The organism is Streptomyces odontomachi, assembly GCF_024435355.1.
GTDB lineage: Bacteria > Actinomycetota > Actinomycetes > Streptomycetales > Streptomycetaceae > Streptomyces > Streptomyces odontomachi.
This window is the reverse complement of record NZ_JAMJWG010000003.1, coordinates 670,376-696,053: the sequence shown is the minus strand read 5'-3', so window position 1 is coordinate 696,053 and position 25,678 is coordinate 670,376. Positions and strand designations below refer to the sequence as shown.

The 25,678-nt window shown below is 71.4% G+C and carries 21 protein-coding genes; 10 read left to right on the top strand and 11 right to left on the bottom strand.

Features of this window, described 5'->3' with window-relative positions:
• Nucleotides 1-104 precede the first annotated feature (104 nt).
• On the bottom strand, nt 105-992 hold the full coding sequence (locus NQO67_RS10950) for an intradiol ring-cleavage dioxygenase (protein ID WP_374118955.1): 888 nt from the start codon (nt 990-992) through the stop codon (nt 105-107).
• Between the two features lie 220 nt (nt 993-1,212).
• Complete coding sequence (aspS, locus tag NQO67_RS10945) at nt 1,213-2,976, bottom strand: aspartate--tRNA ligase (protein ID WP_255949607.1); 1,764 nt, start codon at nt 2,974-2,976, stop codon at nt 1,213-1,215.
• 439 nt (nt 2,977-3,415) lie between these two features.
• Here aspS and NQO67_RS10940 point away from each other — a divergent pair, with 439 nt between their 5' ends.
• Nucleotides 3,416-5,608, top strand: a complete 2,193-nt coding sequence (locus NQO67_RS10940) for an ATP-binding SpoIIE family protein phosphatase (RefSeq protein ID WP_255949667.1) — start codon at nt 3,416-3,418, stop codon at nt 5,606-5,608.
• Between the two features lie 207 nt (nt 5,609-5,815).
• Nucleotides 5,816-6,853 carry an AI-2E family transporter gene (locus tag NQO67_RS10935; protein WP_255949606.1) on the top strand — a complete coding sequence of 346 codons (1,038 nt, stop codon included), beginning with the start codon at nt 5,816-5,818 and terminating at the stop codon, nt 6,851-6,853.
• A gap of 165 nt (nt 6,854-7,018) precedes the next feature.
• On the opposite strand, the gene NQO67_RS10930 is transcribed toward NQO67_RS10935, so the two are convergent.
• Nucleotides 7,019-7,966, bottom strand: coding sequence for a pirin family protein (locus NQO67_RS10930; RefSeq protein WP_255949605.1), 948 nt, complete (start codon nt 7,964-7,966; stop codon nt 7,019-7,021).
• Between the two features lie 218 nt (nt 7,967-8,184).
• Nucleotides 8,185-9,228 carry an amidohydrolase family protein gene (locus tag NQO67_RS10925; protein ID WP_255949604.1) on the bottom strand — a complete coding sequence of 348 codons (1,044 nt, stop codon included), beginning with the start codon at nt 9,226-9,228 and terminating at the stop codon, nt 8,185-8,187.
• Between the two features lie 121 nt (nt 9,229-9,349).
• On the opposite strand from NQO67_RS10925, the gene NQO67_RS10920 reads away from it, so the two are divergent.
• Together NQO67_RS10920 and NQO67_RS10915 are read left to right on the top strand one after the other, a co-directional pair.
• The gene (locus NQO67_RS10920; RefSeq protein ID WP_255949603.1) at nt 9,350-9,976 is read left to right on the top strand and encodes a TetR/AcrR family transcriptional regulator; all 627 of its coding nucleotides are present in this window, start codon (nt 9,350-9,352) and stop codon (nt 9,974-9,976) included.
• A 234-nt stretch (nt 9,977-10,210) separates the two neighbouring features.
• A complete protein-coding gene (locus tag NQO67_RS10915; protein ID WP_255949602.1) occupies nt 10,211-10,699 on the top strand; it encodes a YybH family protein in 489 nt (162 codons plus the stop codon).
• Between the two features lie 126 nt (nt 10,700-10,825).
• On the opposite strand, the gene NQO67_RS10910 is transcribed toward NQO67_RS10915, so the two are convergent.
• Nucleotides 10,826-11,350 carry a MerR family DNA-binding transcriptional regulator gene (locus NQO67_RS10910; protein WP_255949601.1) on the bottom strand — a complete coding sequence of 175 codons (525 nt, stop codon included), beginning with the start codon at nt 11,348-11,350 and terminating at the stop codon, nt 10,826-10,828.
• A 9-nt stretch (nt 11,351-11,359) separates the two neighbouring features.
• Here NQO67_RS10910 and NQO67_RS10905 point away from each other — a divergent pair, with 9 nt between their 5' ends.
• Complete coding sequence (locus tag NQO67_RS10905) at nt 11,360-12,058, top strand: class I SAM-dependent methyltransferase (protein WP_255949600.1); 699 nt, start codon at nt 11,360-11,362, stop codon at nt 12,056-12,058.
• A gap of 65 nt (nt 12,059-12,123) precedes the next feature.
• Here the strand turns inward: NQO67_RS10905 and NQO67_RS10900 are convergent, their stop codons facing one another.
• Nucleotides 12,124-12,594 carry a MarR family winged helix-turn-helix transcriptional regulator gene (locus tag NQO67_RS10900; RefSeq protein WP_255949599.1) on the bottom strand — a complete coding sequence of 157 codons (471 nt, stop codon included), beginning with the start codon at nt 12,592-12,594 and terminating at the stop codon, nt 12,124-12,126.
• A gap of 84 nt (nt 12,595-12,678) precedes the next feature.
• Between NQO67_RS10900 and NQO67_RS10895 the strand changes: the two genes are divergently transcribed.
• Nucleotides 12,679-14,109, top strand: a complete 1,431-nt coding sequence (locus tag NQO67_RS10895; RefSeq protein WP_305125594.1) for a DHA2 family efflux MFS transporter permease subunit — start codon at nt 12,679-12,681, stop codon at nt 14,107-14,109.
• Between the two features lie 53 nt (nt 14,110-14,162).
• Here NQO67_RS10895 and NQO67_RS10890 read toward each other — a convergent pair whose 3' ends face one another.
• Entirely contained in the window at nt 14,163-14,663 is a 501-nt protein-coding gene (locus NQO67_RS10890; RefSeq protein WP_255949598.1) for an SseB family protein, read from the bottom strand.
• A gap of 368 nt (nt 14,664-15,031) precedes the next feature.
• Between NQO67_RS10890 and NQO67_RS10885 the strand changes: the two genes are divergently transcribed.
• The 3 genes from NQO67_RS10885 to NQO67_RS10875 all read left to right on the top strand — a co-directional run bounded on the left by NQO67_RS10885 (nt 15,032) and on the right by NQO67_RS10875 (nt 18,959).
• The gene (locus tag NQO67_RS10885) at nt 15,032-16,864 is read left to right on the top strand and encodes an acyl-CoA dehydrogenase (RefSeq protein WP_255949597.1); all 1,833 of its coding nucleotides are present in this window, start codon (nt 15,032-15,034) and stop codon (nt 16,862-16,864) included.
• 236 nt (nt 16,865-17,100) lie between these two features.
• Nucleotides 17,101-18,477: a M18 family aminopeptidase gene (locus NQO67_RS10880; RefSeq protein WP_255949596.1), complete on the top strand. Its 1,377-nt coding sequence runs from the start codon at nt 17,101-17,103 to the stop codon at nt 18,475-18,477.
• 224 nt (nt 18,478-18,701) lie between these two features.
• On the top strand, nt 18,702-18,959 hold the full coding sequence (locus tag NQO67_RS10875) for a DUF6458 family protein (RefSeq protein WP_255949595.1): 258 nt from the start codon (nt 18,702-18,704) through the stop codon (nt 18,957-18,959).
• Nucleotides 18,960-19,031: 72 nt separating this feature from the next.
• On the opposite strand, the gene NQO67_RS10870 is transcribed toward NQO67_RS10875, so the two are convergent.
• From NQO67_RS10870 to NQO67_RS10860, 3 genes are all read right to left on the bottom strand, one after another.
• A complete protein-coding gene (locus NQO67_RS10870; protein WP_255949594.1) occupies nt 19,032-20,186 on the bottom strand; it encodes a cobalamin B12-binding domain-containing protein in 1,155 nt (384 codons plus the stop codon).
• Nucleotides 20,183-21,952, bottom strand: a complete 1,770-nt coding sequence (locus tag NQO67_RS10865) for a SpoIIE family protein phosphatase (RefSeq protein ID WP_374118953.1) — start codon at nt 21,950-21,952, stop codon at nt 20,183-20,185. Before NQO67_RS10865 ends, NQO67_RS10870 begins: the two co-directional genes overlap by 4 nt.
• 311 nt (nt 21,953-22,263) lie before the next feature.
• Nucleotides 22,264-24,075: an NHL domain-containing thioredoxin family protein gene (locus NQO67_RS10860; protein WP_255949593.1), complete on the bottom strand. Its 1,812-nt coding sequence runs from the start codon at nt 24,073-24,075 to the stop codon at nt 22,264-22,266.
• Between the two features lie 180 nt (nt 24,076-24,255).
• Here NQO67_RS10860 and NQO67_RS10855 point away from each other — a divergent pair, with 180 nt between their 5' ends.
• Nucleotides 24,256-24,765 (top strand): LURP-one-related/scramblase family protein, encoded by a 510-nt coding sequence (locus NQO67_RS10855; RefSeq protein ID WP_255949592.1) that lies wholly within the window; start codon nt 24,256-24,258, stop codon nt 24,763-24,765.
• A gap of 45 nt (nt 24,766-24,810) precedes the next feature.
• Here NQO67_RS10855 and NQO67_RS10850 read toward each other — a convergent pair whose 3' ends face one another.
• Nucleotides 24,811-25,671, bottom strand: a complete 861-nt coding sequence (locus NQO67_RS10850) for a class I SAM-dependent methyltransferase (RefSeq protein ID WP_255949591.1) — start codon at nt 25,669-25,671, stop codon at nt 24,811-24,813.
• Between the last annotated feature and the right edge of the window lie 7 nt (nt 25,672-25,678).

The following is a 25,678-nucleotide window of genomic DNA, read 5'->3' as shown; positions in this document are numbered from 1 at the left end:
CCTGACCCACCGCCCCCGCGCGTACACGGCAGCGTGTCGCGCGGGGGCGGTGGCGTGTGGCCGGTGTGGTGCGGGTGCCGGCGGGGTGTGCGGGCGTCGGTCCGTCACGGGCCGCCGGTGCCGTCGTGGGTGGCGTCCGGGTCGACGCCCATCGTGATGGTGCCGACGACACCGTCCTCGATGTGGCCCTGGGTGTAGGTCAGGGCGAGCAGACCACCGGTGACGCCGCTGCCGTCGTACAGCCCGTCCTGGTCGAGGGTGGTGCGCCGGGTGGTGTTGGTGGAGTAGGGGGACACGCTCGCGCTGGCGACGACCGCGGTCTCGTCGAAGAAGAACTGCCCGGTGTGGCAGACGTGCCCGCCCTCGTAGCCGCCGTCGGTCCAGGCCCCGTCCACGTGCACCTTGACGTGGATGTGCACCGCACGGCCGACGTACCAGCCCGGGAAGACGGTCGTGAACTCGACCTTCCCTTCGTCGTCGGTGGGCTGGGTGCCGCGCAGGAAGCGGGTGTTCGTGGTGGGGGTGCCCTTGAGGGCGGCCCCGCCGCCGGGTCCACCGCCACCGGACTCGAATCCGGAGTAGACGCCCACGGCGTCGCAGTGCCAGATGTCGACGGCGGCGTCCGGCACCGGCTCGCAGGTGACGGAGTCGATCACGGTCAGGCGCAGGGTCAGCACGATGCCCTGGCGATCCTCGCGGACGTCCGCGCGGACGTTCTCGGCGTCGATGTAGTACGGGCCCTCGACGTTCTCGGTGGACAGCTGGTAGCAGGCGTCCTGCGCCTTGGCCACGGCCCGGCTCCCGGAGGCCGCTCCACCGGCGCCGGGCTGCACGGCGGCCGACGCGGCCCCGTCGAACGCGGCGGCCCCGATTCCGGCGGCGGCGATCACCGCACCACCGGCCATCAAGGCACGGCGCCGGGTCAGGTCCGGCGGCCTTCCTTCGTCGCTCTGGTCCCCTTGGGTTCCACTACCGGAAGCAAGATTTGTCATGGACACGACTTTAGGGACGCATCCTTGCCAGGTCGCTGTGCGCACCCTGTGAGTCACTGTGGACTTGCTGTCACCGGCTCGCGAGGTTTGACCATGATCGAACCCTGGGCGGCCAAAGGCCCGGGATCGCATGATCCCGGGCCTTTCACTCGTACGAGCGTACGTCGCGCGAATGGGGCTTTGCGGACGCCGGGGGACACCCGCGCCCGCCGCGCGCCGGCTACTTCGCCGGCGGCTTGCGCAGCGCGATGTTCAGCTCGCGCAGGCGGGCCTCTTCGAGTTCCGTGGGGGCGCCCATCATCAGGTCCTGGGCCTGCCCGTTCAGCGGGAAGGCGATGGTCTCGCGGATGTTGGGCTCGTCGGCGAGCAGCATCACGATGCGGTCGACGCCGGGGGCGATGCCACCGTGCGGCGGGGCGCCGAAGCGGAGGGCGCGGAGCATGCCGGCGAACTCGCGCTCGACGGTCTCGCTGTCGTAGCCGGCGATCTCGAACGCCTTGATCATGATCTCCGGTTCATGGTTCCGGATGGCGCCGGAGGACAGCTCGGTGCCGTTGCAGACGATGTCGTACTGCCAGGCCAGAACGTCCAGCGGGTCCTTGGTCCGGAGGGCCTCCAGACCGCCCTGCGGCATCGAGAACGGGTTGTGCGAGAAGTCGATCTTCCCGGTCTCCTCGTCCTTCTCGTACATCGGGAAGTCCACGATCCAGCAGAAGCGGAAGACGTCCGCCACGAAGTGGCCGGACCGCTTCGCGGCCTCGACACGGACCGCGCCCATGATCCGCGACACCTCGTCGTACTCACCGGCGCCGAAGAACACGGCGTGACCGGGGGCGAGCGAGAGGCGCTTGGTCAGCTCGGCGACGTTCCCCTCGGTGAGGAACTTGGCGATCGGTCCGGACAGCGAACCGTCGTCGCCGACCCGCACCCAGGCCAGGCCCTTGGCGCCCTGCTCGACCGCGTAGTCGCCGAGCTGGTCGAAGAAGCGGCGCGGCTGGTCCTGCACGCCCGGCACCGGCAGCGCACGCACGTGCTTGCCGGCGAACGCCTTGAACTCGGACTCGGCGAAGACGTCCGTCAGGTCGACGAGTTCCAGCTCGGCGCGGAGGTCCGGCTTGTCCGAGCCGTACTTCGCCATCGCCTCGCGGAACGGGATCCGCGGGAACGGGGACGTCACGTGCCGTCCGCCGCCGAACTCCTCGAACAGCTCCGTCATCAGCTTCTCGACGGGCCGGAAGACGTCCTCCTGCTCGACGAAGGACATCTCCACGTCGAGCTGGTAGAACTCGCCGGGCGAGCGGTCGGCGCGGGCGTCCTCGTCGCGGAAGCAGGGTGCGATCTGGAAGTAGCGGTCGAAACCGGAGATCATCAGCAGCTGCTTGAACTGCTGCGGCGCCTGCGGGAGGGCGTAGAACTTACCCGGGTTCAGCCGGGACGGCACCACGAAGTCGCGGGCGCCCTCGGGGGAGGTGGCGGTCAGGATCGGGGTCGCCATCTCGTTGAAGCCGAGGTCGGTCATCTTGTGGCGGATCGCCGAGATGACGGCGGTGCGCAGCAGGATGTTGCGGTGCATGCGCTCGCGGCGCAGGTCGAGGAAGCGGTACTCGAGGCGGCGCTCCTCGTTCACCCCGTCCTCGGTGTTGATGGTGAAGGGGAGCGGGGCGGCCTCGCCGAGCACCTCGACGTCGGCGGCCTCGATCTCGATCTCGCCGGTGGGCAGGTCCGGGTTGACGTTGTCGGCGCCGCGGGAGACCACCTTGCCGTCGACGCGCAGCACCGTTTCCTTGGAGAGCTTGTCCAGCTTCTCGGCGGCGGCGGTGCCGGGGCGGGCGACGAGCTGCGTGATGCCGTAGTGGTCACGGAGATCGATGAAGAGGATGCCGCCCAGGTCCCGGCGATTGTGCAGCCAGCCGCTCAGCCGGACGTCGGTGCCGACGTCAGAGGCGCGGAGCTCGCCGCAGGTGTGTGACCTGTACCGATGCATCGTCGTTCATCCAGTCTTCGTCGAGTCGGGCCGGTGACCGTACCGGTGACCGGGCGGGGCCTCAGAGGGACTCATGCGGCCTTAAGCCTCTTGGAAAAGTACACGGTAAAAGCTTGTGCACGGAGCGGGCTACAAGATTACCGTCCGCCCGACGGCGAGACGGCTGCGCCGCGGGGCGCCCGCACCCCCGGAAGGCACGGCGCCCCCACCAGGCCCCTCCGCCCGGCACGGCCCCGCCCTGCCCGTCCGGGACCCCACCCGTTGGCAGACCTGGTCCCGATCTCCCTACAGTGGACAAATGGGCATCAATGATCCCCTACCGCAGACGGGGGATGAGGAGCCTCGTCCGCCCGCGTGGCACGACCCGCTGCAGTACGGCGGCGGCGGCCCGCAGCAGCCCGAGGACGTGGTGGCGGCCCTCGACACTCCGCTGCCCCCGATGGACGAGGCCGTCGAGGCGGACACCGCTGCGCTGCCCGACGCGAGCGACGTGCTGGACACGGTGGCGACCGGGGTGTGGCGCTGGTACGGGCCGGCGGACTCCGTGGTCCTGGACGCCATCGCGGCCGGCCTGCTCGGCCTGCCCGCCAGGTCCGTGCGGCTGAGCGCCACCGCCGCCCGCTCCCGCTTCCACCCGGAGGACTGGAACGAGGCCGGCGGCATCGCGAACCTCGCGTACACGGAGGGCACCGTCGGTGAGTTCCGGATGCGGGTCATGGACGACCAGGGCCAGGAGCTGCGCATCGTCCGGGCGCGCTGCCGGCCGACGTTGCGCCGCGAGGGCGGCTCGTTCGACATGATCGGCACCATCGAGGAGGTCACCCACACACCGGCGAGTGCGGCGGCGCCGTCCCAGGTCACCGGCGACTGGCGGCGCTCACGCGAGGCCTTCCTGCTGGACGCGGGGCGCGAGCTGGCGGAGGCGCGGTCGACGTCGGAGGTGCTGCGGGTGGCCGCGGGCCTGTCGATGCCCGGCTTCTCCCCGGACGGGCTCGCCGTCTTCACCGCCGAGGGCGACCGGGTCAGGATCGTGGGGCACCACGGGCACGACCCGAACGACGCGGCCCCGTTCGTGGGAATGTCGCTCTACTCGGACCACCCGGCCGCCGAGGTGATCCGCACCGGGCGTGCCATCTACCTCTCCTCACCCGAGGAGTACCAGCGGCACCATCCGAGGGCCTGGCCCATGGCCGAGCGGTTCGGCCGCAAGTCCTGGGCCATCCTGCCGCTCATCGCGGGCGGCCGGACGGTGGGCGCGTGGCTGGCCGCCTTCGCCTACCACGTACGGTTCACGGCGGACGAGCGGTCGGTGCTGACGACCGTGGCCCGGATGCTCGCGCAGGCGCTGGCCCGGGCGGGCACGGCGGACTCGCAGCGTGAGCTGGCCGAGGGCATCCAGGAGTCCATGATGCCCAGCCTGGGGCCCGACGTCCCCGGGCTCGGCCTGGCGGGCCGCTACGTGCCGACCGGCGGCGGGCTCCAGGTCGGCGGTGACTGGTACGACGTGATCTCCCTGCCGTCCGGGCACATCGCGCTCGTCGTCGGCGATGTGCAGGGGCACGACGTGCGGGCCGCGGGGGTGATGGGGCAGTTGCGGATCGCACTGCGCGCCTACGCCGCCGAGGGGCACCGGCCGGAGGCCGTGCTCTCCCGCGCCAGCCGGTTCCTGGCCGGCATCTCGGCCGGCGACGACCACCAGGGCCGCCCGGCCGCCGACGGCGAGGTGCCGGAGCAGCCCGACGACCGCTTCGCGACCTGCCTGTACGTGGACGTGGACCCGGCCACCGGGACGCTGGAGATCGCCCGGGCCGGGCACGTGGACCCCGCGGTGCGCACCGCCGACGGCACCGTGTTGTTGCGGCCCACCTCCGGCGGGCTGCCGCTCGGCATCGACCCGGACTCCGACTATCCGCGCACCCGGCTGGTGCTGGAGCCCGGCGAGACCATGCTGATCTGCACGGACGGGCTGATCGAGAGCGACGGGTACGACATGACGAGCGGCTGGAACCGGATCAGGTCCACCCTGGAACAGCACGGCGACGAGGCGCTCGAAGCGCTGGCCGACACGCTGGTGTCGACCGTGCACGGACCGTTGTCGCAGCGCCCCAGCGGGCCCCTGGTGGACCAGCGGGACGACGACATCGCGGTGCTGCTGCTCCGTCGCAGGACCCTCAAGCCGCTGCTCCGCAAGGTGGGGCGGCGTGCCGCGCTGGGCATCGTGCAGAGCGAGCCGCAGCGCATCGCCGACGTCCGCAGGCAGCTGCGCGAGCTGCTGCACGACTGGCCGAGCCCGGACCAGGTGGATTCGGCGGAACTCCTCGCCTCCGAGCTGCTGGGGAACGTCCTCAGGCACACCGACGGGGACGCCTGGGTGGTCGCCGAGCTCAGCGGGAAACCGGGACAGCGGCGACTGCGGGTGGAGGTCACCGACAGCAGCGACGACCTGCCGCACAAACGGCGCCCGGGCGAGCTGGCGTCGTCGGGCCGCGGCCTCGTCCTGATCGAGTGCCTCGCGGACGCCTGGGGGGTGAATCCGCGGGGCGAGGGCAAGAGCACCTGGTTCGAACTCCAGGAACCGGTCAGCAGCGCGTCGGAGCCGGTCATGACGGGGACGGCGGAGGCGGTCCTCTAGGGCCGGACCGGACGGGACCCGGCCGGACGGTAACGGAACGGGCCGGCCGGATCTGCGGCGCTCCGTCCGTCGTCACCCCGCCACCCCCGTGGGCCCCGTCCCCCGTGGGCCCCGTCCCCCGTGGGCCCCGTCACCCCCGTGGGCCCCGTCACCCCCGTGGGCCCCGTCGGCGTGACGGTCGGGCGTGGGTCGTGGTCGGCTGGGAGGGTGCAGCCTGTCCAGCCTCCGCTCCCGGAACCCGTCCGGCGCACGGCGGCCTGGTGCGCCGCTGCACTGCTGGTCACGGGGGTCGCCGCGGTAGGGGTGTGGCTGTGCATCGTCCTCAAGGCGGCCGTCACGCCACTGCTGCTGGCGCTGCTCGGCACCGCCCTGCTGCGGCCGGTCTACCGCCGCCTGGTCCGGGCCAGGCTCAACCGCTCGCTGGCCGCGGGCCTGACCTGCGCGGTGCTGGTCGCCGTGGTCGGCGGCGCGCTGTACATCGTGGTGGCCTCGCTGGTCGACAACGGCGAGCAGATCACCGCGTCGCTGCGCGCGGCCGGCACCTCGCTGACCCGGCACTTCGGCGCGGCCGGCACCTCGCTGGACGACATCGGCGCGCACGCCAGGAGGCTGCTGAGCAAGTTCGGCGGCACTGCCGCCTCCGGCGTGATCAGCGGGCTCAGCGTGGTGGCGGAGATGTTCGCCAGCGCGGTGCTCGCCCTGCTGCTGGTCTTCTTCTTCCTGCGGGACGCCGGGCGGTGGCTGCGGGCCCTGGTGTCGCTGGTGCCGGCGGAGCGCGGCCAGCTGCTGGAGGCGATGGCCCGGCGGGCCTTCGGCGCCGTCGAGGGCTTCATGCGCGGGACCACGCTCATCGCCCTCATCGACGCCATCTGCATCACCGTCGGCCTGCTGATCCTGCGGGTGCCCGGCGCGATCGGGCTCGGCGCGCTGGTGTTCGTCGGCGCCTACATCCCCTACCTCGGTGCCGTGATCTCCGGCGCGGTGGCGATCCTGGTGGCCCTCGCCGACCGCGGCTTCGCCATCGCGCTGTGGGCGCTGGGCGTCGTGATCGCCGTGCAGCTCCTGGAGGGCCACGTCCTGCAACCGCTGGTCCAGAGCCGCACCGTCCAGATGCATCCCGCCGCCGTGCTCCTGGCCCTGACCGCCGGCGCGACCGTCGCCGGCATCCTCGGCCTGCTCCTCGCCGTCCCCCTGACGGCCGCGGCCTTCGGGGTCGTGGCTGAGCTACGGCGGCGGTACCGGTGACGCGGGGCGTTCGCTGCGCGACCAGCCACGCCGCGACCTTGCCGGTCGCCACCGCCCCGAAGGGGCAGTCTCTGTCGCAGCCGGACACCGGCCGGTGCTGGGCTGAGCGCGCAGTTCCCCGCGCCCCTCAGGGAACGCGCCCCTCAGGGAACGCGTCACCCCTCGTCACTCCGCGGGAATGGTCCCCAGGCGGCCGGCCTTGAAGTCCTCGAAGGCCTGGGCCAGCTCGACGTGGGTGTTCATGACGAACGGCCCGTACTGCATCATCGGTTCACGAATGGGCAGACCGCCCAGGAGCACGACCTCGAAGTCGTCCGTGCGCGAGTCCTGGGTCTCGTCGGCACGAAGGGTGAGGGTGTCGCCGCGCCCGAAGACGACCGCCTGTCCCATGCGGAACGGCCGGCGCTCCGCACCGGCGGAGCCACTCCCCGCGAGCCCGTACGCGAGAGCGTTGAAATCCGAACGCCACGGCAGCGCCAGTTCGGCACCGGGGTTGATCGAAGCGTGGATCATCGTGATGGGCGTGTGGGTCGCGCCCGGTCCGGCGTGCCCGGCCACGTCGCCGGCGATCAGCCGGAGCAGGGCCCCGCCGTCTTCCGAGGCGAGCAGTTTGACGGTCTTCCCGCGGATGTCCTGGTACTTGGGCGCGATCATCTTGGCCTCGCGCGGCAGGTTCACCCAGAGTTGCAGGCCGTGGAAGAGGCCGCCGCTGGTGACCAGCTCCTCCGGCGGGGTCTCGATGTGCAGGAGACCGCTGCCGGCGGTCATCCACTGCGTGTCGCCGTTGGTGATGGTCCCGCCGCCACCGTGCGAGTCCCGGTGGATGAAGGTCCCGTCCATGATGTACGTGACGGTTTCGAACCCGCGGTGCGGGTGCCAAGGGGTGCCTTTCGGCTCCCCGGCCGCGTAGTCCACCTCGCCCATCTGGTCCATCATGATGAACGGGTCCAGGTTCTTGTAGTCGATCCCCGCGAACGCGCGGCGGACCGGGAAGCCCTCGCCCTCGAAACCGCTCGGCGCGGTCGTCACCTGGAGGGCGCGTCGCGGCTGGCCGTCCGAGCGGGCAGCGACGCGCGGCAGGATGAGCGGGTTCTCGGCAGTCACGGCAGGCATGGCGTAATCCTCCAGCTCAGACGGGTGTTTCCGCAGGTCAAGGCGTGGCGCGGCAGGGCCCACTGGCGGGTCGGCCATCCTCGCCCCCAGGATAGTTGAACGTAGAACTTCTTGTCCTCGGGAACGGCGAACGCCCGCGGGGAATTCCCGCGGGCGTTCCAAGGGGCTTGAAGGGGCTTGAAGGGGCCTGAAGGAGTTTCAAGAGGATTCAAGAGGTCTCAAGGGGCGGCGTTGCACGGCGCCGGGGCGGGCTGGGCCGTCTCGTTGCGCGCAGCAGGGATCTTGAGGAGACGCTCGGCGTTGCCGTGCGCGATCAGCTCGCGCTCCTCGCCGCTGACCTCGATGTGCCCCAGGAAGGAGTGGGCTTCCTCCATGGACCCGAACGGGTAGTCGGTGGAGAAGAGGATGCGGTCCGGCCCCACGAGACGTCGCACGGCCTCGAACATGGACATCCAGTTCCAGCCGCCGAAGGTGTAGAAGAAGTTCTCCCGCAAGTACGCGCGCACGGGGCGGGCGAGCCCGGTGACCCGCTGCGGGAGGTTTCGCTCGATCCTGGGAAGCAGGAGGGGGATGGTCTCGCCGTGGTGCCCGAGCATGATCTGGAGCCCGGGGAAACGGTCGAAGACTCCGCCGAGGATGAGACGCAGGGCGTGGGTGCCGGTCTCGTGGTGCCAGCCCCATCCCGCACCCGCGAGGCGATACGCGGCCTCCGGCGGGAACTCACCCGCGTAATGTGCGGAGATCACCGGTTCCGGGGGCGGGGTCGGGTGGAGGTAGAACGGTACGCTCAGCCGCTCGGCGGTGGCCAGCACGGGCTCGAACATGGGGTGGTCCAGGTACCGCCCCTGCGAGTGCCCGTTGATCACGGCTCCGACGAAGCCCTCCGCGATGGTCCGTTCCAGCTCCTCGGCTGCCGCTTCCGGGGCTGACATCGGCAGGGCCGCGAGCCCCGCAAGGCGTTCGGGCCACGCGCGCACGGTTGCCTCGAGGTGCTCGTTGGCAGCCCGCGCGGCCTCCACGGCCTCCTCCGGAGCCAGTGGCTCGATTCCCGGCGCGGTCAGGGAAAGTACCTGCATGTCCATGCCGGCTCGATCCATGGCTTCGATGCGGCCGGCGCCCACCTCCAGCAGCTCGGCGACGGTGGTGGCGAAGCCCTCCGCTTCGACCATCCTCCGCGCACCGCCCCTGAGCACGGCTTGCGTGCCGAAGTGTTCCTCGACGCCGATGGTCCTGGAGGGCACGTCGGGCTCATACAGGGGCATGCCTACCTCCTTGATCGGCAACGGCCACATATGATTACGCTCCAGGAACGTAATCATCAAGTGCCGTAATCGGCAAGTGCCGTAGTGATCGAGTGACGCGATGATCAAGTGGAGGTGTGAGGTGACGGACGAGACCAGGCCGGGACCGGGACGCCCGCGCGACCCGCAGGTGCAGGACGCCATCCTGCGTGCAGCGCACGACCTGCTGGCCGACGAGGGCTACGCGCGGATGACCATCGGGAAGGTCGCCGCCGGCGCCGGCGTCGGCAAGCCCACCGTCTACCGCCGCTGGCCCGACAAACACGCCCTGGCGACCGAGGCCCTCCGGTACGCCTTCGAGCGACGCCAGACGGAAGTGGGAGCGCTCGACCTGGCCCACGCGTCTGCGCGCGAGGTCGTCACCCACGCTGTCCAGCGTCTCTTCGGGCGGTCCGACGACGGCAGTGGCGTCCGTATCGTCGCGAAGGTGATGGCCGAGGCGGACCAGAACCCAGCGCTCCTGGACACCCTTCGAACCGAAGCCCTCCAGCCTCGTCGTGAGCTGTTCATCCGGACGTTGCGTGAGCTGCAATCCCGCGGCGCGCTGAACGCGGACATCGATCTGGAGACGGTCGCCGACCTGTGCCTCGGCGGATATCTCGCCGCCTATCTCATGACCGGCCCGGACAACCTCGACGACGACCGAGCAAGGGCGTCCCGCCTCGTGAACGGCCTCTGGCCTTACCTGTCGCGAGCAGCCGACACCTGATACGCCGTCAGCACCCACCCGGGAACGGGGTCCTGGTGCGGTCGGCGGCCTCAGCGACCCGTGAAGTTCCCTTGACACATGTTAGGACTACCGGCCGGTGTTGATCGCCGTCTCGTTCGTCCTCCTTCTCCTGGCCGCTTTTCTGCCGACCCGGCCCTGACAGCGAACCGCATCCTGACGTGCGTGCCCGCCACCACACACAGGCAAGAACCGAGAGACAACAGGAAATTACGCATGAACAAGAGGAATGCGCTGGCGTTCTGCGGCGTCGTGCTTTCCGTCACGCTTCTGAGCAGCTGCGGAGACACGAAGGAGAGCGATGGCTCCGGCGACCGGGCGGCCGTCAGGGAACTGCACGCCGAGATCGACGCCGCATGGAACTCCGGAAACGCCAAGGAATTCGCTGCCCATTGGACGAAGGACGGCACGGTCACCAGCCCCCTGGGGCAGTTGTCACAGGGACGCAGCCACATACAGAAGGACGAGGCAGCGGGGTTCGCAGGCCCGATGAAGGGCACCCGGCACAAGCTCGCCGTGTCGAAGATCTACTGGGTCGGTGCGCAGACAGCCGTCGTGGACGGTGACGCAGAAATCAGTGGGCTCAAAGGCACTGACGGGAAGACGATGGCCCCGCTCAAGGCAAAGTTCACCAGTGTCTGTATCGAACAGAACGGCAAGTGGCTCGTCTCCCACCTGCGCTCGTACGTGTTCCTGAAACCCTGAGCGCCGAACGCGGCGACTCCGCAGGGGGCGATCTTCCCGCTGCCGAGCGAATTGCCGAGCAACGTGGCTCTCTCGGTCCTTGGGCGAGCGCATCTCCCAAGGACCGGGCGACCCCGGCGACAGCCGTCACTCGGAGGAAGCCGTCACCTCGTGGCGCGGTCGGCCGTGCAGTTGCCGGTGGGACTGGGACAGCGGCTGGCCGGCCAGCCGGGCGGTGACGCCCGCGTTGAAGTTGCGGCATTGCGTGATGTCCTCATGGGGGCAGCGCAGTCCGTGCCGGATGGCCTCGCGTGCCGCCTGTGCCCTGGCGATCTGCTCGTCGAGTTCCGTGAGCTTGTGCCGGGCGAGCCGTTCCCATGCACCGGACGTGCTCGTGCGCGGGGCCATGAGGGTCCTCTGCTCGGCGAGGGTGAATCCCGCGTCGCTGTAGAGCAGGATCGTGCCGACGACCCGGGCGGCCGATTCGGGGTAGCGGCGCTGCCCCGAGATCCTGGCCGGCGCGGGGAGAAGGCCGACTTCCTCGTAGTAACGCAGGGCCGAGGTGGTGACGCCGGTGCGGCGGGCCAACTCGCCGATGGTGAGCAGGGCGCCGGGCGCGTTGACTTCAGGTGCGCTTGAAGACGTTGGCTGTCGACCATGGGAAAACGACATGAGGCAAGCGTGCCACGGGCAGTGCGGCGAGCTGTGACGGCGGCCGTCGAGTACGGGGTCGGGCGTGCCGGGATCGCCGTCGTGCGGGCGCTGGACCGCGACGTCATCGGCCAGGCCCATCGCCCCAGGGGCGCGGCCGGGCGCGTGAACGGCTGGATGTTCGCCCACCGCCCGTCCAACCGGCAGCGCAACGGCTGGGTGGTCTCGTTGCTCGACGTGCAGCCCACCGACCACGTTCTCGAAATCGGCTTCGGCCCCGGTGTCGCGGTCGCTGAACTGGTCCGCGCCGGCGCGGGTCACGTGTACGGCATCGACCATTCCGGCGTGATGCTCCGGCAGGCGTCCAGGCGCAACGCTGCCGCCATCAGGGGCGGGCGGGTCACCCTGATGAGGGCTTCGGTCGATGGGATTCCGGCGGCCCTCGAAGGCCCCTTCGACGCCGTCCTGGCCGTCAACTCGCTCGGGTTCTGGCCGGCGCCGGCCGAGCGGCTCGCCGAGCTGCGCCGACGGCTGAAGCCTGGCGGGCGCATCGCCATCGCCTCCCAGCCCCGCTGTCCCGGGGCCACGGCCGGCACGTCACGCAAGGCCGCCCGCGAGATCGAGGACCTGCTGAGGGACGCCGGCTTCACGCACCTGAGCACCGAGACCCTCGCCCTCGCCCCTCCGGCAGTCTGCGTCCTGGCCGCCGGCCCGTCCCGGACGTCCTGAGGTCACGCGTGCGGTCGTCGACATCCCGTCGATGCCGGTCCGGACGTGGAAGGAGCCGGCGTCGATCAGGTCAGGGTGGCGAGGGCTTGCAGGGTGAGGCGGTGCAGCTGCGTCTGTTGCTCCGCGTCGAGGCCGGCCAAGGCCTGCTGGGTCGCCTCGGTGAGGAGGTCCTCTCCGCGTCGAAGGGTCTGTTCGCCCGCGGGCGTGATCGACAGCAGGTGACGTCGGCGGTCGTGCGGGTCAGGTTCGCGGCGCAGATGTCCGGAGTGTTCGAGGTGGTCGAGGACCTTGACCAGGTCGCTGCGGTCCATGGAGACCCGGTCGGCGAGTTCACGCTGGGACAGCCGGCCGTCCTCGCGCAGGCACAGCAGCACGAAATGGGTCCGGGAGGACAGGCCCGCGTCGGCGAAGGCGCCGCGGACGACGGCGTGGGCGAGCCTGCCGAGGCGCACCAGCGCGAAGACCGGCACGTCCAGCAATGCGCCCGATGCCCGCTCCGGCTCCTTCTGGGGATCAGGCGAGGCTGCCGTGGACATGGACACGAACCTATCCTACCCCGATTTTGGATGGCTAACCTATGATGGGAAATCCCACTAACATGGTTGGCGGGGGGAGACAGGATGGCCAGGACCGTTCAGTCGCGTCAGGCGCAGGCAGCGTTGCCGCCGGTGCCGTGGCAGGTGTGGCGGTTGGCGATCGTGGTGGTGCTCGGCTCGTTCATGTCCACGCTCGACTCGTCGCTGGTCAACGTGGGGTTGGACACGATCAGCCGGTCCTTGCGCGCCTCGCTGACCAGCGCCCAGTGGCTCAGCAGCGGCTACGTGGTCGCGTTCGCCGCCGCGCTGCCGCTGAACGCGTGGCTGAGCCGGCGCATCGGCTCGGGCCGGCTGTGGCTGACCGCCCTTGTCGGCTTCGTCGCCGCCTCCGCCCTGTGCGCCGCGGCACCGAACCTGCCGGCCCTGATCGCCTTCCGTGTCGTGCAAGGGCTGACCGGGGCGCTGCTGGTCCCGACCGGGCAGACGATCATCGGCCAGGTCGCCGGCCGGGAGCGGATGGGCCGCGTGCTGAACATCACCAAGATCGTGGTGATCCTCGCCCCGGCCATCGGCCCGACCATCGGCGGGCTGCTGATCAGCGGGCTGTCCTGGCGATGGCTGTTCCTCGTCAACGTTCCCGTCGGCGCGGTGGCCGTCCTGGCAGGCCTGCGGCTGGTGCCACGCGGTACGCCCGCTCGCGGGCGGCGCTTCGACGCCCTCGGGTTCACGCTGGTCGCCGCCGGACTGCCGCTGGTCCTCTACGGCATCACCAGGCTCGGTCGTGCCGGCAGCCTCGCCGACCCCGCCGTGCCGGCCACCCTGGCACCCGGGCTCGCCGCGCTCGCCTTGTTCGTGTGGCGCAGCCTGACCATCGCCCACCCGCTGCTGGACCTGCGCCTGTTCGCCAACCGCGTCTACTCCGCCGCCACCGCCTCGGTGTTCTTCACCGGCGCCGCGCTGCTCGGCACGCTGATCCTGCTCCCCCTCTACTACCAGCAGTTGCGCGGCCAGAGCGTGATCGACACGGGGCTGCTGATGCTCGCCGTCGGTGGTGGTACCGCCGTGTCCATGCCGTTCGGCGGTATGCTCACCGACCGCATCGGTGGTGGCCTGATCTCCATGGCCGGTCTGGCCCTGAGCGCCGCCGGCATCCTGCCGCTGGCGTTCCTGCCCGCCGACACCGGGCTGGTCCTCGCCGGGACCCTGCAAGCGGTCACCGGCTTCGGACTCGGCCTTGCCGCCATGCCCGCCCTGTCGGTCGCCTACAAGACCGTGCCACGCGACCGGCTGCCCGACGCCACATCGGAGGCCAACATCATCCAGCGCGTCGGCGGCTCCACCGGCACCGCGCTCCTCGTGGTCCTCCTCGAACGCGACGGCACCCCCACCGTCGGCGCCTTCCACACCGCCTTCGGCTGGCTGGTCGCCACCTGCGTCATCGCGCTCCTGCTCGCCGCCTGGCTCACCATCGAAGAAGCCCACCGCCGCCACGGCCGAACCGACGAAGCGCCCTAGGAGGTGTCCGAAGCCCCGCCTGCGCGCGACGAGAGGACTTCGAACCTGCTCGGCTAGCCGTACATGCGCCGCATCGCGTAGTCGACCATCTCCTCGACGGCCTTGGCGTCGAAGACCATCCGGTGCTCGCCCTCCATGTCGAGGACGAAGCCGTAGCCGGTGGGCAGCAGGTCGATCACCTCGGCGCCGGTGATCACGAAGTACTTGGAGTCCTTGCCGGCGTACCGGCGCAGCTCCTTGAGCGAGGTGAACATGGGGATCACCGGCTGCTGGGTGTTGTGCAGGGCCAGGAAGCCGGGGTTGTCGCCGCGCGGGCAGTAGACCTTCGAGGTGGCGAAGATCTGCTGGAAGTCCTCCGCCGTCGTCGATCCCGTGGTGAAGGCGCGCACGGCGTCCGCCAGCGACGGCGGAGACGGCTCCGGGTAGAGGGGAGGCGGCTGGCCGTAGCCGCCGGGCATCTGCTGCGGCGGCGGCTGATGGGGTGGCGGTGGCTGTGGCGGGATGTACTGCTGGCCGGCGCCCGGGCCCCCCGCATGCTGGTCGTAGCCGTACATGTACGCAAGCGTACCCAGCTTTTCGGGGGCGAGCGCGCGCTCCGAGCCGTGCGCCCGGCGGCCCGCCACCCGCCGCCGCCCCGGCCCGGCCGCCCACCGGCCACCCACCAGCCGCCCACCCGCAAACGGTTCCGTATGTAAGAGCCTGGTCACACTCGGGCGATAGGGGTTGATTCTTATTACCCGTGGGTAGCATGATCGAGGCTACCGGTCGGTAGACGGACACAGCCGTGCCCCGTCCGCATCCGCACACAGCGGGACGCACACCCCGTGCCCGGCTGCCGGCGGTCATGATCCGCACCAGGACACACAGGACACATCCGCAGAACGAGGACTGAAGCCCTCCGACCCCATACGGAGCCGTTGCCATGGGCCACTACAAGTCGAATCTCCGCGACGTCGAGTTCAACCTCTTCGAGGTGCTCGGCCGCGACAAGCTGTACGGCACCGGCCCGTTCGCGGAGATGGATGCCGAGACCGCCAAGGACGTCCTGACCGAGGTCAGCCGGCTCGCCGAGCACGACCTCGCGGAGTCCTACGCGGACGCCGACCGCACCCCGCCCGTCTTCGACCCGGCCACGCACACGGCCCCGGTCCCCGCGTCCTTCAAGAAGTCGTACCGGACGTTCATGGACTCCGAGTACTGGCGGCTCGGCCTGCCCGAGGAGATCGGTGGCACCACCACGCCGCCGTCCCTGATCTGGGCCTACGCGGAGCTGGTGCTGGGCGCCAACCCGGCCATCTGGATGTACGCCTCGGGCCCCGCGTTCGCGCGGATCCTCTTCGAGGAGGGCACCGAGCAGCAGAAGGAGATCGCCAAGCTCGCCGTCGAGAAGCGCTGGGGCGCCACCATGGTGCTCACCGAGCCGGACGCGGGCTCGGACGTCGGCGCAGGACGCACCAAGGCGGTCCAGCAGGAGGACGGCTCCTGGCACATCGAGGGCGTCAAGCGCTTCATCACCTCGGGCGAGCACGACCTGGAGGAGAACATCTTCCACTACGTGCTGGCCCGCCCCGAGGGCGCGGGACCCGGCACCAAGGGCCTGTCCCTCTTCCTCGTGCCGAAGTACGAGTTCGACCCCGAGACCGGCGAGCTGGGCGAGCGCAACGGCGCCTACGCCACCAACGTCGAGCACAAGATGGGCCTGAAGGTCTCCAACACCTGCGAGATGACGTTCGGCGAGCGGCACCCGGCCAAGGGCTGGCTGATCGGCGACAAGCACGACGGCATCCGGCAGATGTTCCGGATCATCGAGTTCGCCCGCATGATGGTCGGCACCAAGGCGATATCGACGCTCTCCTCCGGCTACCTGAACGCCCTGGAGTACGCGAAGGAGCGGGTGCAGGGCCCGGACCTGGCGAACTTCATGGACAAGAGCGCGCCGAAGGTGACCATCACCCACCACCCGGACGTGCGCCGTTCCCTGATGACGCAGAAGGCGTACGCGGAGGGCATGCGCGCCCTGGTGCTGTACACCGCCACCGTCCAGGACGAGATCGCGGTCAAGGAAGCACGCGGCGAGGACGCCGCGCAGCTGCACGCGCTGAACGACCTGCTGCTGCCGATCGTCAAGGGCTACGGCTCCGAGAAGGCCTACGAGCAGCTGGCGCAGTCGTTGCAGACCTTCGGTGGCTCGGGCTACCTCCAGGAGTACCCGCTGGAGCAGTACATCCGGGACGCCAAGATCGACACCCTGTACGAGGGCACCACCGCGATCCAGGGCCAGGACTTCTTCTTCCGCAAGGTGGTCCGCAACCAGGGCCAGGCGCTGAACTCGCTCGCCGAGGAGATCAAGAAGTTCCTCGCGGTGGGCACCGGCGGCGACGAGCTGTCCGAGGCGCGCGAGCAGCTGTCGAAGGCCGCCGTGGAGCTCGAAGCGATCGTCGGCGTCATGCTGACCGACCTCGCCGCCACCGAGAAGGAAGTCCGCAGCATCTACAAGGTCGGGCTGAACACCACCCGCCTACTGCTCGCCTGCGGCGACGTCGTCGTCGGCTACCTGCTGCTGCGCGGTGCCGCCGTCGCGGCGGAGAAGCTGGCCGGGCCCGGTGTGAACGCGAAGGAAACGGCCTTCTACCGGGGCAAGATCGCCGCCGCCCGGTTCTTCGCCGCGAACGTGCTGCCGGGTGTGGCCGTGCAGCGGCAGATCGCCGAGCAAGTGGCACTGGACCTGATGGACCTGGACGAGGCAGCCTTCTAGTCCCGGACCGTTCACCCCGCGGACGGCCGGGGCCCGGCCTGCCCCACCCTGGGTCCGGGAACCCCCACCCCCGACCGACTGCGGGGCCCTGCCGGTGTGTGCGCACCGGCGGGCCCGCTGGGCGGTCCGGCAGCCGCGACACCACCCCCGTGGCTGCCGGACCTGCTCCTACACTCGTTCGAGGGCCCATTCCCCAACCCGGGGAATGGGCCCTCGAGCGTCGTTAAGGTGAACCCATGAGCAAAAGTGTCCGCCCGTCCCGCAGCGCCGCCGCCTCCGGCAGCGCTCCGCGCGCCCCCCACGGCTTCGACCGCGGCCACACCGACGACCTCATGTCGTTCGTGTCCGCGAGCCCGTCGCCGTACCACGCTGTGGCGAACGCGGCCGCGCGCCTGGAGAAGATCGGCTTCCGCCAGGTCGCCGAGACCGACGCCTGGGACGGGTCGTCGGGTGGCAGGTACGTGCTGCGCGGCGGCGCCATCGTGGCCTGGTACGTGCCGCCGAACGCGCCGGCGCACGCCCCGTTCCGGATCGTCGGCGCCCACACCGACTCGCCGAACCTGCGGGTCAAGCCGCTCCCGGACACCGGCTCGTTCGGCTGGCGGCAGGTCGCCGTGGAGATCTACGGCGGACCGCTGCTCAACTCCTGGCTCGACCGCGACCTGGGCATCGCCGGCCGGCTCAGCCTGCGGGACGGCAGCTCCCGGCTGGTGAACATCGACCGGCCGCTGCTGCGCGTGCCGCAGTTGGCGATCCACCTGGACCGCTCGGTCACCGCCGAGGGACTCAAGCTCGACAAGCAGCGCCACCTCCAGCCCGTGTGGGGGCTCGGCGAGGTCCACGAGGGCGACCTGATCCGCTTCCTGGAGGAGGAGTGCGGGCTCCCCGCCGGGGACGTCACCGGCTGGGACCTGATGACGCACTCCGTCGAGCCACCGGCCTACCTCGGCCGCGACCGTGAACTCGTCGCCGCCCCACGGCTGGACAACCTGCTGTCCGTGCACGCCGCCACCGCAGCGCTGGCCGCCGTCTGCTCCCCGGACTCCGGCTCTGCGGACGCGGGCACCGACGACGCCTCGCCGACCCACATCCCGGTGTTCGTCGCCTTCGACCACGAGGAGAACGGCTCGCAGTCCGACACCGGCGCCGACGGCCCGCTGCTCGGCACCGTGCTGGAGCGCTCGGTGTTCGCACGCGGCGGGACGCTGGAAGACCGGGCGCGCGCCTTCGCCGGCTCCGTCTGCGTCTCCTCGGACACCGGCCACGCCGTGCACCCCAACTACCCGGAGCGGCACGACCCGACCCACCAGCCGCGCGCCGGCGAGGGGCCCATCCTCAAGGTCAACGTGAACAATCGTTACGCTACCGACGGCAGCGGACGAGCCGTGTTCGCCGCGGCCTGCGAGAAGGCGGGCGTGCCGCTCCAGTCGTTCGTCTCGCACAACGCCATGCCCTGCGGCACCACCATCGGCCCCATCACCGCCGCCCGGCACGGCTTCCAGACCGTCGACGTGGGCGTGGCCATCCTGTCCATGCACAGCGCGCGCGAACTCTGCGCGGCCGACGACCCGTACCAGTTGGCGGGCGCGCTGCGGGCGTTCCTGGAGGGGTAGCCGGAGAGGGACAGCCTCTTCCCCCCTGGCCATTTTTCCGTTTTGCCGGACATGGCTCGTGATGGCGTGTCACGAGCCCGTTCCCGCATGCTCGCTGCCCGCCGGGGTACCCGGAGGCGGAACAGCAAACGAGTCAGAGCAAACGAGTCAGAGAGTCAGAACGGCAAACGAGTCAGACCGAAGCATGGCCCGGTAGGACCGGACAGACAGGAGGGGGAGAGACCATGGGTATTGGCGGATGCATCATCCTGATCGCCGTCGGAGCCATCCTCACCTTCGCGACCGACTGGCACATGAGCGGGGTCAACCTGGATCTCGTCGGCATCATCCTCATGGCCGTCGGCCTCATCGGCATCGCCACGTTCAGCGGGATCGCCCGGCGCCGCCGGGTCGTGGTGCCGCCCTCCCCGGTGGTCGAGGAGGAACGCCACCACCATCACCACCCCGGCGGCACGTACGGGGACTACGGCACGTACGAGTGAGCCACGCCACACCACGGCGTGATGCGGCGGCGGACTGCCGCCATCTGCCCCGGACGGGGCGTCGGACGGGCGTCAGACGTCCGTCGTGAGATCGGGGAGCGCATGCGCCGCACCGATCAGGCGCATGGTCTCCGGAAAGTCGTGCAACCGGGTGGCGAGCGTGTCGAGCAGCGCCACCAGGTAGTCGGCGGGTATGCCGCGGGTGGCCTGGACGGCCGCCGCCCACCGGATGAAGTCGGTGAAGAGATCCGCGTCGTCGCAGTACAGGGACGCGGCCAGGTAGTCGACGACCCGGGCGATGTCCGCGGCGACCTCCGGCAGATGAGGTTCCGGCAGGACCTCCACCGTCCGGGCCTGCTCCATCAGCTCGGTGTGCGTCGCGCGCACCAGCTCGGGCGCGTCCCGGGTGAGGTCCAGGTACTCGTGGTGCGCCGCGGCTGCGCGGCCGTCCACCGGCCTGGGCCGGCCCGGGCCGTGCGGTTCGGGCAGGCCTTCGGCGAGCCGGGCCGCGGCGGCCCGGGCGTCGGGCGCCCAGGCGTCGGCCCCGAGCAGCCGTGCGTAACGACCGTCGGCGCCGAACGCGGCGCCGCCCACGAACACCGGCACACCGGTGGCCTGGCAGGCGGTGATCGCGGCGTGCGCGGTGGGCAGCCGCACGGGCAGCGAGCACGACAGGGCCACGGCGTGCGGATCGGTGCGGTACACGTCGGCGACCAGGTTGGGCAACGGCAACTGACCACCCAGGTAGTGGATCCGCCAGCCGTGCAGCCGCAGCACCTCGGCCAGCAGCCGGGCGGGCAGGGCGTGCCACTCGCCGTCCACGCAGCACACCGTGATCCGGCCGCGTTCGCCGCCGTGCGCCGCGGGGCCGTCGGTCGCCGCCGGATGGGCCATGATCGCGGTGACGACCTGGTCGGCGACGGCGGTGGCGGCGTGCTCCTGTGCGACGGTGATCCGGTCGGCCGCCCATTCGAGGCCGACCCGCCGCTGGAGCGGGGCGACCACCTCCAGCAGGGCGTCCTCCACAGGAACGCCGTCGTCCAGGGCCGCCACGGCGACCCGGCACGCCCGCCGCTCGTCGGAGTCGCGCAGGGCGTCCCACAGCGCGTCGCGTGCGACGGCAAGGCGTTCGGACGCGGACGATGTCCGGTCCGGTGCGTTCGGGGTGCCTGAGGTGCCCGGGGTGTCCGGGGGCCCAGGGGTGTCCGGGGCGTCTGAGGCGCTCATGTCGCGCTCCCCCCGGGGCCGTGCGGGGAAGCGCCGGCCGGAGGCGCGGGGCCGCGTGCGGTGGTGGTGGTGGTGTCGCACGGGGCGGTGACGGCGAGCAGCGCCATGTCGTCGTGGCGGCCCTCGCCGACCCACTGGGTGGCCAGCATCTGGACGTGCGCCACGACGGCCTCGGCGGGCATCCGCGCGCACTCGGCGAGCGCCGCCGCCAGTCGCTCCTCGCCGAAGAAGGCCCGGCCCATCGGCCCGCCGCGGGCCTCGGTGATGCCGTCGCTGTAGAGCAGGCACGTCTCGCCGGGCGCCAGCCGCACCGGGACCGTCTCGGCCTCGACCTCGTCCAGCACGCCGACCAGCGTGCCGCGGGTGGCCACCTCCGACACCCGCCCGTCGGCGCGCACGACGAGCGGTGGCGGGTGCCCCGCGCCGGTCAGCCGCAGGTGCACGGTGTCGCCGCGGCGGACCGCCGAGGCCAGCACGAGGGTGGCGAACCCGTCGTCGGTCAGCAGGGTGTGGTTGAGCATGCGGAGCACGCGCCGGTGGTCGTCGCCCAGGGGCAGCAGCGCCTGGAGGGTGTGCCGGATCTTTCCGGTCAGCACGGCGGCCTGGAGTCCCTTGCCGCAGACGTCGCCCAGGACGGCGAGCGACTCGTCCTCGGGGTCGCTTCCGGGGTGGACGGCGTAGAAGTCGCCGCCGATGCGCTCGGCGCGGCCTGAGGCGCGGTAGCCGCCCGCGAAGTCCACGCCGTGCACCTCGTGCAGGTGCGGCGGGAGCAGGTCGCGCATCAGGGTCTCCGTGATCGCGGACTGCCGCGCATAGATCCGGGCCGCGGCGAGGGCCGCCCCTGCACGCGTTGCGAACAGACGTACGAACAATTCGCCGTTCTCGCCGTTCTCGCCGTGCTCGCCGTTCTCGCCGTGCTCGCCGTGCGGCCGGTCGGGGTCGGAGTGCAGCAGGATCAGGGCACCGGCAGGGATCCCGTGCCCCGGCAACGGCACCACCCGGACGGAGCCGACGTCCCCGTCGAACCCCGGGGGCACCGCCCACCGGGGCAGCCGGTCCGGGGGGATGCGGTGGGAGGTCACGGGCGGGAAGCCGTGCAGCGCCTCATGAAGCACGGGCACGCCGGCCACGGCGTCTTCGGAGACGGTGCCGTGCCCTGCGGGGGCGCCGTCGATGCCGTAGGCCAGCGCGAAGTCGTCGCCCTCCTGCGGGGCGACCACCACGGCGCCGTCCGCGAGGTGGCCGGAGGCGAGCCGGGCGCCGACCTCCATGCAGCGGTCGGAGTTCAGGGTGGTCAGCAGGGCGCTGGTGGCGCTGACCAGGAACGCGGTGCGCTCCGGGTCCTCGTGCAGCGCCGCCCTCAGCTCGCCGGACCGGTCTCCGGACCGGGCCGCTGCGCGGGTGTCCGAGGTGTCGTCGATCAGCCACCACACAATCTGACCGCCCTCACCAGGGGTCGGCCATGCGTCGAAGTACCGGCCGGCCGCCCGCCCGCGCACGCTGCGGCCGGTGTCGCCCGCCGGAGCGGCGACGGCGAGCCGCCGGTGGCCCCCGGCGAGCCAGGGTGGGGTGGTGTCGTCCAGCAGCGCTCCGGGCACCGCCGTCGGAAAGAGCCGGGCGGCGGCGCCGTTCACCTGACTGATCACGCCGGAGGGCCGGACGACCAGCACGGGGCAGGGCGCGTGCGCCAGCACGCTGGCCGGCTGGGGCCCGTGCGCGCGCCGGGCCGCCGACCGGCCGACCGGTGAACCGGCGGAAGCGCTCACTGGCTCGGGTCGTCTGCGAGGGACGACCCCTCACCCCTTTTCGACCTTGTCGATGGGCCAGGCATATCTGGATATACCTGGGTCTACCAGACACGATGCCTCTGCCGGGACGCGGGGGCAACAGCAGGCGCCCGTGCGTCGGGCACTCAGTGCCCACCCTCAAGGGGCGCGGGGAACTGCGCGACCAGCCACGACGAAACCGTCAGATCGCCACCGACCCCAGGGGGCAACGCCTCGCGCGCCAGGCCACCAGCCGACCGGGAGAAAGGGGCGCGGGGAACTGCGCACCGCACCCAACCACCCCCCGGCGCTCAGCCCGCCGCGTCGTCCATCCCCGCCAACACCAGCGGCAGGCGCCGCGCGCCGTTCTCGGTGAGGCGTACCGGGACGCCCCAGTCCTGCTGGTGTACGTGGCAGGCCGCGTACTCGGAGCCGTCGTCGTCGCAGGAGGCGGCCATCGCCGAGACATGCAGGACGCCCTCGCGCACCGCCGGGTCGAGGTCCAGGGTGCGGGCCAGGTCGGTGCCCTGTCCCGCGCCGTCGCGCAGCAGCTCGGGCGGGGTCGCGGAGACCAGCAGTCGGGTGGCGGGGCCGAAGCTGTCGTCGAGCTTCTGGCCGGCCGGCGGCTGGAAGATCACGTCGAGCCGGAACTCACCGGGGGCGACATCGGTCGCGGCGCGCTGCGTGCGGTGGGCGACGCCCGCCACGCGTACCGCCTCCTCCGGCAGCCGCAGCCGGGTCAGCCGGTGCCGGGCCGACTCCACGACCAGCAGGTCCTCGCCGACGACCACGGCGTCGGAGGGTTCCCGCAGGTCCGTGGCGAGGGTGGTGACCTCGCCGGTGGCGGGGTCGTAGCGGCGCAGCGCGTGGTTGTAGGTGTCGCTGACCGCGACCGAGCCGTCCGGCAGGACCGTGACACCCAGCGGGTGCTGGAACAGCGCCTGCGCGGCGGGCCCGTCGCGGTGCCCGAAGTCGAAGAGTCCGGTGCCGACCGCGGTGTGCACCGCGCCGTCGGTGTCCACCCAGCGCAGCGCCGACGTCTCGGCGTCCGCCAGCCACAGCCGGTCGCCGCCGACCGCGAGCCCGGACGGCTGGGCGAACCAGGCCTCGGCGGCGGGGCCGTCGACGAGACCCTCGTTGGTGGTGCCGGCCGCCACCTCGACCGTGCCCGCCTCCGGGTCGTAGGTCCACAGCTGGTGCACGCCCGTCATGGCGATCCACACCTTGCCGCCGAAGACGGCCACGTCCCACGGCGAGGAGAGGGCCACCTCGCGTGCCGGCCCGCTGGTCGGTGAGCCCTGCCACCACTGGCGTCCGGTGCCGGCGAGCGTGCTGACCGCGCCGGTGGCGAGGTCGACGCCGCGCAGCGCGTGGTTCACGGTGTCGGCGACCACGACCGTCCGCTCGTCCAGCAGCGCGAGCCCCTGCGGCTCGCTGAATCCGGCACTCTGCGCGGTGCCGTCGGCGAAGCCGCGCTCACCGGACCCGATCCTTCGTACGACGCTCTCGCCGTCCGGCGCCAGCTCCACCAGCTGGTGCCGGCTGGTGTCGGAGACCAGCAGGTTCCCGGACGGCAGGACCAGCACGTTGCCGGGGAAGCGCAGGTCGGCCGCGACCGGCTCGGGCGGCACGTACGGCCCTTCCCCCCGGTGCAGCGTGCCCTTCGCCTCGTGCTCCGCCTCCAGCTCCTCGACCAGCTGCGCGAGGGCGTGCGCATGCCCCTCACCGGCGTGCTGGGCGACGACGTACCCCTCGGGGTCGATCACGACCAGCGTCGGCCAGGCCCGCACCGCGTACTGCTTCCAGGTGACCAGCTCCGGGTCGTCGAGCACCGGGTGCGCCACGCCGTACCGTTCCACGGCGTCCACGACGGCCTGGTGCTCGGCCTCGTGGACGAACTTCGGCGAGTGCACGCCGACGATCACCAGGGTGTCCCGGTGCTTCTCCTCGAGCTCGCGCAGCTCGTCAAGGACATGCAGGCAGTTCACACAACAGAATGTCCAGAAATCAATGATGACGATGCGCCCGCGCAGCTTCGCGAGGCTCAGCTCCTTGTCGCCTGTGTTGATCCAGCCACCCTGCCCGACCAGCTCGGGAGCGCGGACTCGTGCACTCTTTGCCATGTTTCAAGCCAACCACACAGCCGACCGTCCCATTCCGCATGTCGCGCCCGCCGAGGACCTGTGTGCCCGGGCTCGTCCCGTCGACCCATCGGCCGGTCTCGGCCCGTCGGCCCGTCGACCCGTCGACCCATCAGCCCATCGGCGGCGTCCCCGGCCGGCCGCCGGGGAACCGGTACAGGTATGAAATTCCTGGTACGCGATCGGCTCCTCGGCATCGGCGAGGACTACTGGATCGAGGACGAACACGGGGCCAAGGTCTACCTCGTCGACGGCAAGGCGTTGCGGCTGCGGGACACCTTCGAGTTGAAGGACCGGCAGGGCCGTGTACTCGTCGAGATCAAGAAGAAGATGTTCGCGCTGCGCGACACGATGATCATCGAGCGGGACGGCGACACCCTCGCCACCGTGAAGCGCAAGCGGCTCTCCCTGCTCCGCAACCACTACCGCGTGGCCCTGGCAGGCAGTGAGGGAGGCTCGGAGCTCGACGTCAGCGGCAAGATCCTGGACCGCGAGTTCGTCATCGAGTTCGACGGCGACCTGCTCGCCCATGTCTCACGGCGCTGGCTGCGGCTGCGCGAGACGTACGGCGTCGAGATCGTGCGGGACGACGCGGACCCGGCGCTGATCATCTCCGTCGCAGTGTGCGTGATCCATCTGGCGGAGAAGGACAGGGCGGGCGGGGACGACTGACGACCTCGCCGCGCCCCCGGCGTCCACCGCAGCGCCCGCCCGACGTCAGGGGGTCCGGCGTGCCCGCAGCGAGTACATCAGCGGGATCTGCGGGGCACCGGGGGGAAAGGCCCCCCCGCCGGTGCCGTCGGCGCTCCCCTCCAGTACCGGGAAGCGCCGGAAGAGCGTGGTCGGGTACTCGTGCAGGAACTCGATGCGCAGCCCGGCCGCGGCCAGCGAGGTGATCACCTCGCCCAGTGAGTGCTGCCACTCGACGTGGACGGGCTCGGCGAGCGGCGGGCCGTCGGTGTACGTGTACGGAGAGTCGTAGCGGGCGCCCTGGGCGTCCCCGAAGTAGTCGTACGCCACGGTGCTGCCGTCCTCGTCGAGGACGTCGGTGAACGGATGGAACTCCGCCAGATGGAGGAATCCGCCGTCGGCCAGGAGGGACACCACGATCTGCGCCCAGCGGGGGAGGTCGGGCAGCCAGACGAGCGCGCCGACGCCGGTGACGACGATGTCGAAGCGCTGCCCGTCCAGGGCCTGGGGCGCCGCGTAGACATCGGAGACCACGAAACGCGCACGGTCCGCGAGACCGGTGTCCTCGGCCAGCGCGCGGGCGGTCCGGATCGCCGGGGCGGAGAAGTCCAGGCCGGTGACGTGTGCCCCGCGGCGTGCCCAGGACAGGGTGTCCTGGCCCATGTGGCACTGGAGGTGCAGCAGGCGCCTGCCGGTGACGTCGCCGACCTCGTCGAGGTCGAGCGCGCGCAGCGTGGAGCGCCCGGCCCGGAACCCCGCCAGGTCGTAGAGCTCGCTGGCGGCGTGCACGGGAACCCGGGCGTCCCAGTTCGCGCGGTTGGTCCTCAGCCAGTCCGGGGCGGGGGCGGGGTCTGCCTTCGGTGCCGGTCCGGTTTCCGTGTGCGCCATGGGCGGG

Bases quoted from the DNA above. Each gene is read 5' to 3' on its own strand.
- NQO67_RS10925 (WP_255949604.1), bottom strand. From the start codon at position 9,228: ATGCCCCTGTATGAGCCCGACGTGCCCTCCAGGACCATCGGCGTCGAG.
- NQO67_RS10890 (WP_255949598.1), bottom strand. From the start codon at position 14,663: ATGTACGGCTACGACCAGCATGCGGGGGGCCCGGGCGCCGGCCAGCAG.
- NQO67_RS10880 (WP_255949596.1), top strand. From the start codon at position 17,101: ATGAGCAAAAGTGTCCGCCCGTCCCGCAGCGCCGCCGCCTCCGGCAGC.
- aspS (WP_255949607.1), bottom strand. From the start codon at position 2,976: ATGCATCGGTACAGGTCACACACCTGCGGCGAGCTCCGCGCCTCTGAC.
- NQO67_RS10875 (WP_255949595.1), top strand. From the start codon at position 18,702: ATGGGTATTGGCGGATGCATCATCCTGATCGCCGTCGGAGCCATCCTC.
- NQO67_RS10900 (WP_255949599.1), bottom strand. From the start codon at position 12,594: ATGTCCACGGCAGCCTCGCCTGATCCCCAGAAGGAGCCGGAGCGGGCA.
- NQO67_RS10940 (WP_255949667.1), top strand. From the start codon at position 3,416: ATGGACGAGGCCGTCGAGGCGGACACCGCTGCGCTGCCCGACGCGAGC.
- NQO67_RS10870 (WP_255949594.1), bottom strand. From the start codon at position 20,186: ATGAGCGCCTCAGACGCCCCGGACACCCCTGGGCCCCCGGACACCCCG.
- NQO67_RS10895 (WP_305125594.1), top strand. From the start codon at position 12,679: ATGGCCAGGACCGTTCAGTCGCGTCAGGCGCAGGCAGCGTTGCCGCCG.
- NQO67_RS10950 (WP_374118955.1), bottom strand. From the start codon at position 992: ATGACAAATCTTGCTTCCGGTAGTGGAACCCAAGGGGACCAGAGCGAC.
- NQO67_RS10885 (WP_255949597.1), top strand. From the start codon at position 15,032: ATGGGCCACTACAAGTCGAATCTCCGCGACGTCGAGTTCAACCTCTTC.
- NQO67_RS10915 (WP_255949602.1), top strand. From the start codon at position 10,211: ATGAACAAGAGGAATGCGCTGGCGTTCTGCGGCGTCGTGCTTTCCGTC.
- NQO67_RS10855 (WP_255949592.1), top strand. From the start codon at position 24,256: ATGAAATTCCTGGTACGCGATCGGCTCCTCGGCATCGGCGAGGACTAC.
- NQO67_RS10860 (WP_255949593.1), bottom strand. From the start codon at position 24,075: ATGGCAAAGAGTGCACGAGTCCGCGCTCCCGAGCTGGTCGGGCAGGGT.
- NQO67_RS10910 (WP_255949601.1), bottom strand. From the start codon at position 11,350: ATGTCGTTTTCCCATGGTCGACAGCCAACGTCTTCAAGCGCACCTGAA.
- NQO67_RS10930 (WP_255949605.1), bottom strand. From the start codon at position 7,966: ATGCCTGCCGTGACTGCCGAGAACCCGCTCATCCTGCCGCGCGTCGCT.
- NQO67_RS10850 (WP_255949591.1), bottom strand. From the start codon at position 25,671: ATGGCGCACACGGAAACCGGACCGGCACCGAAGGCAGACCCCGCCCCC.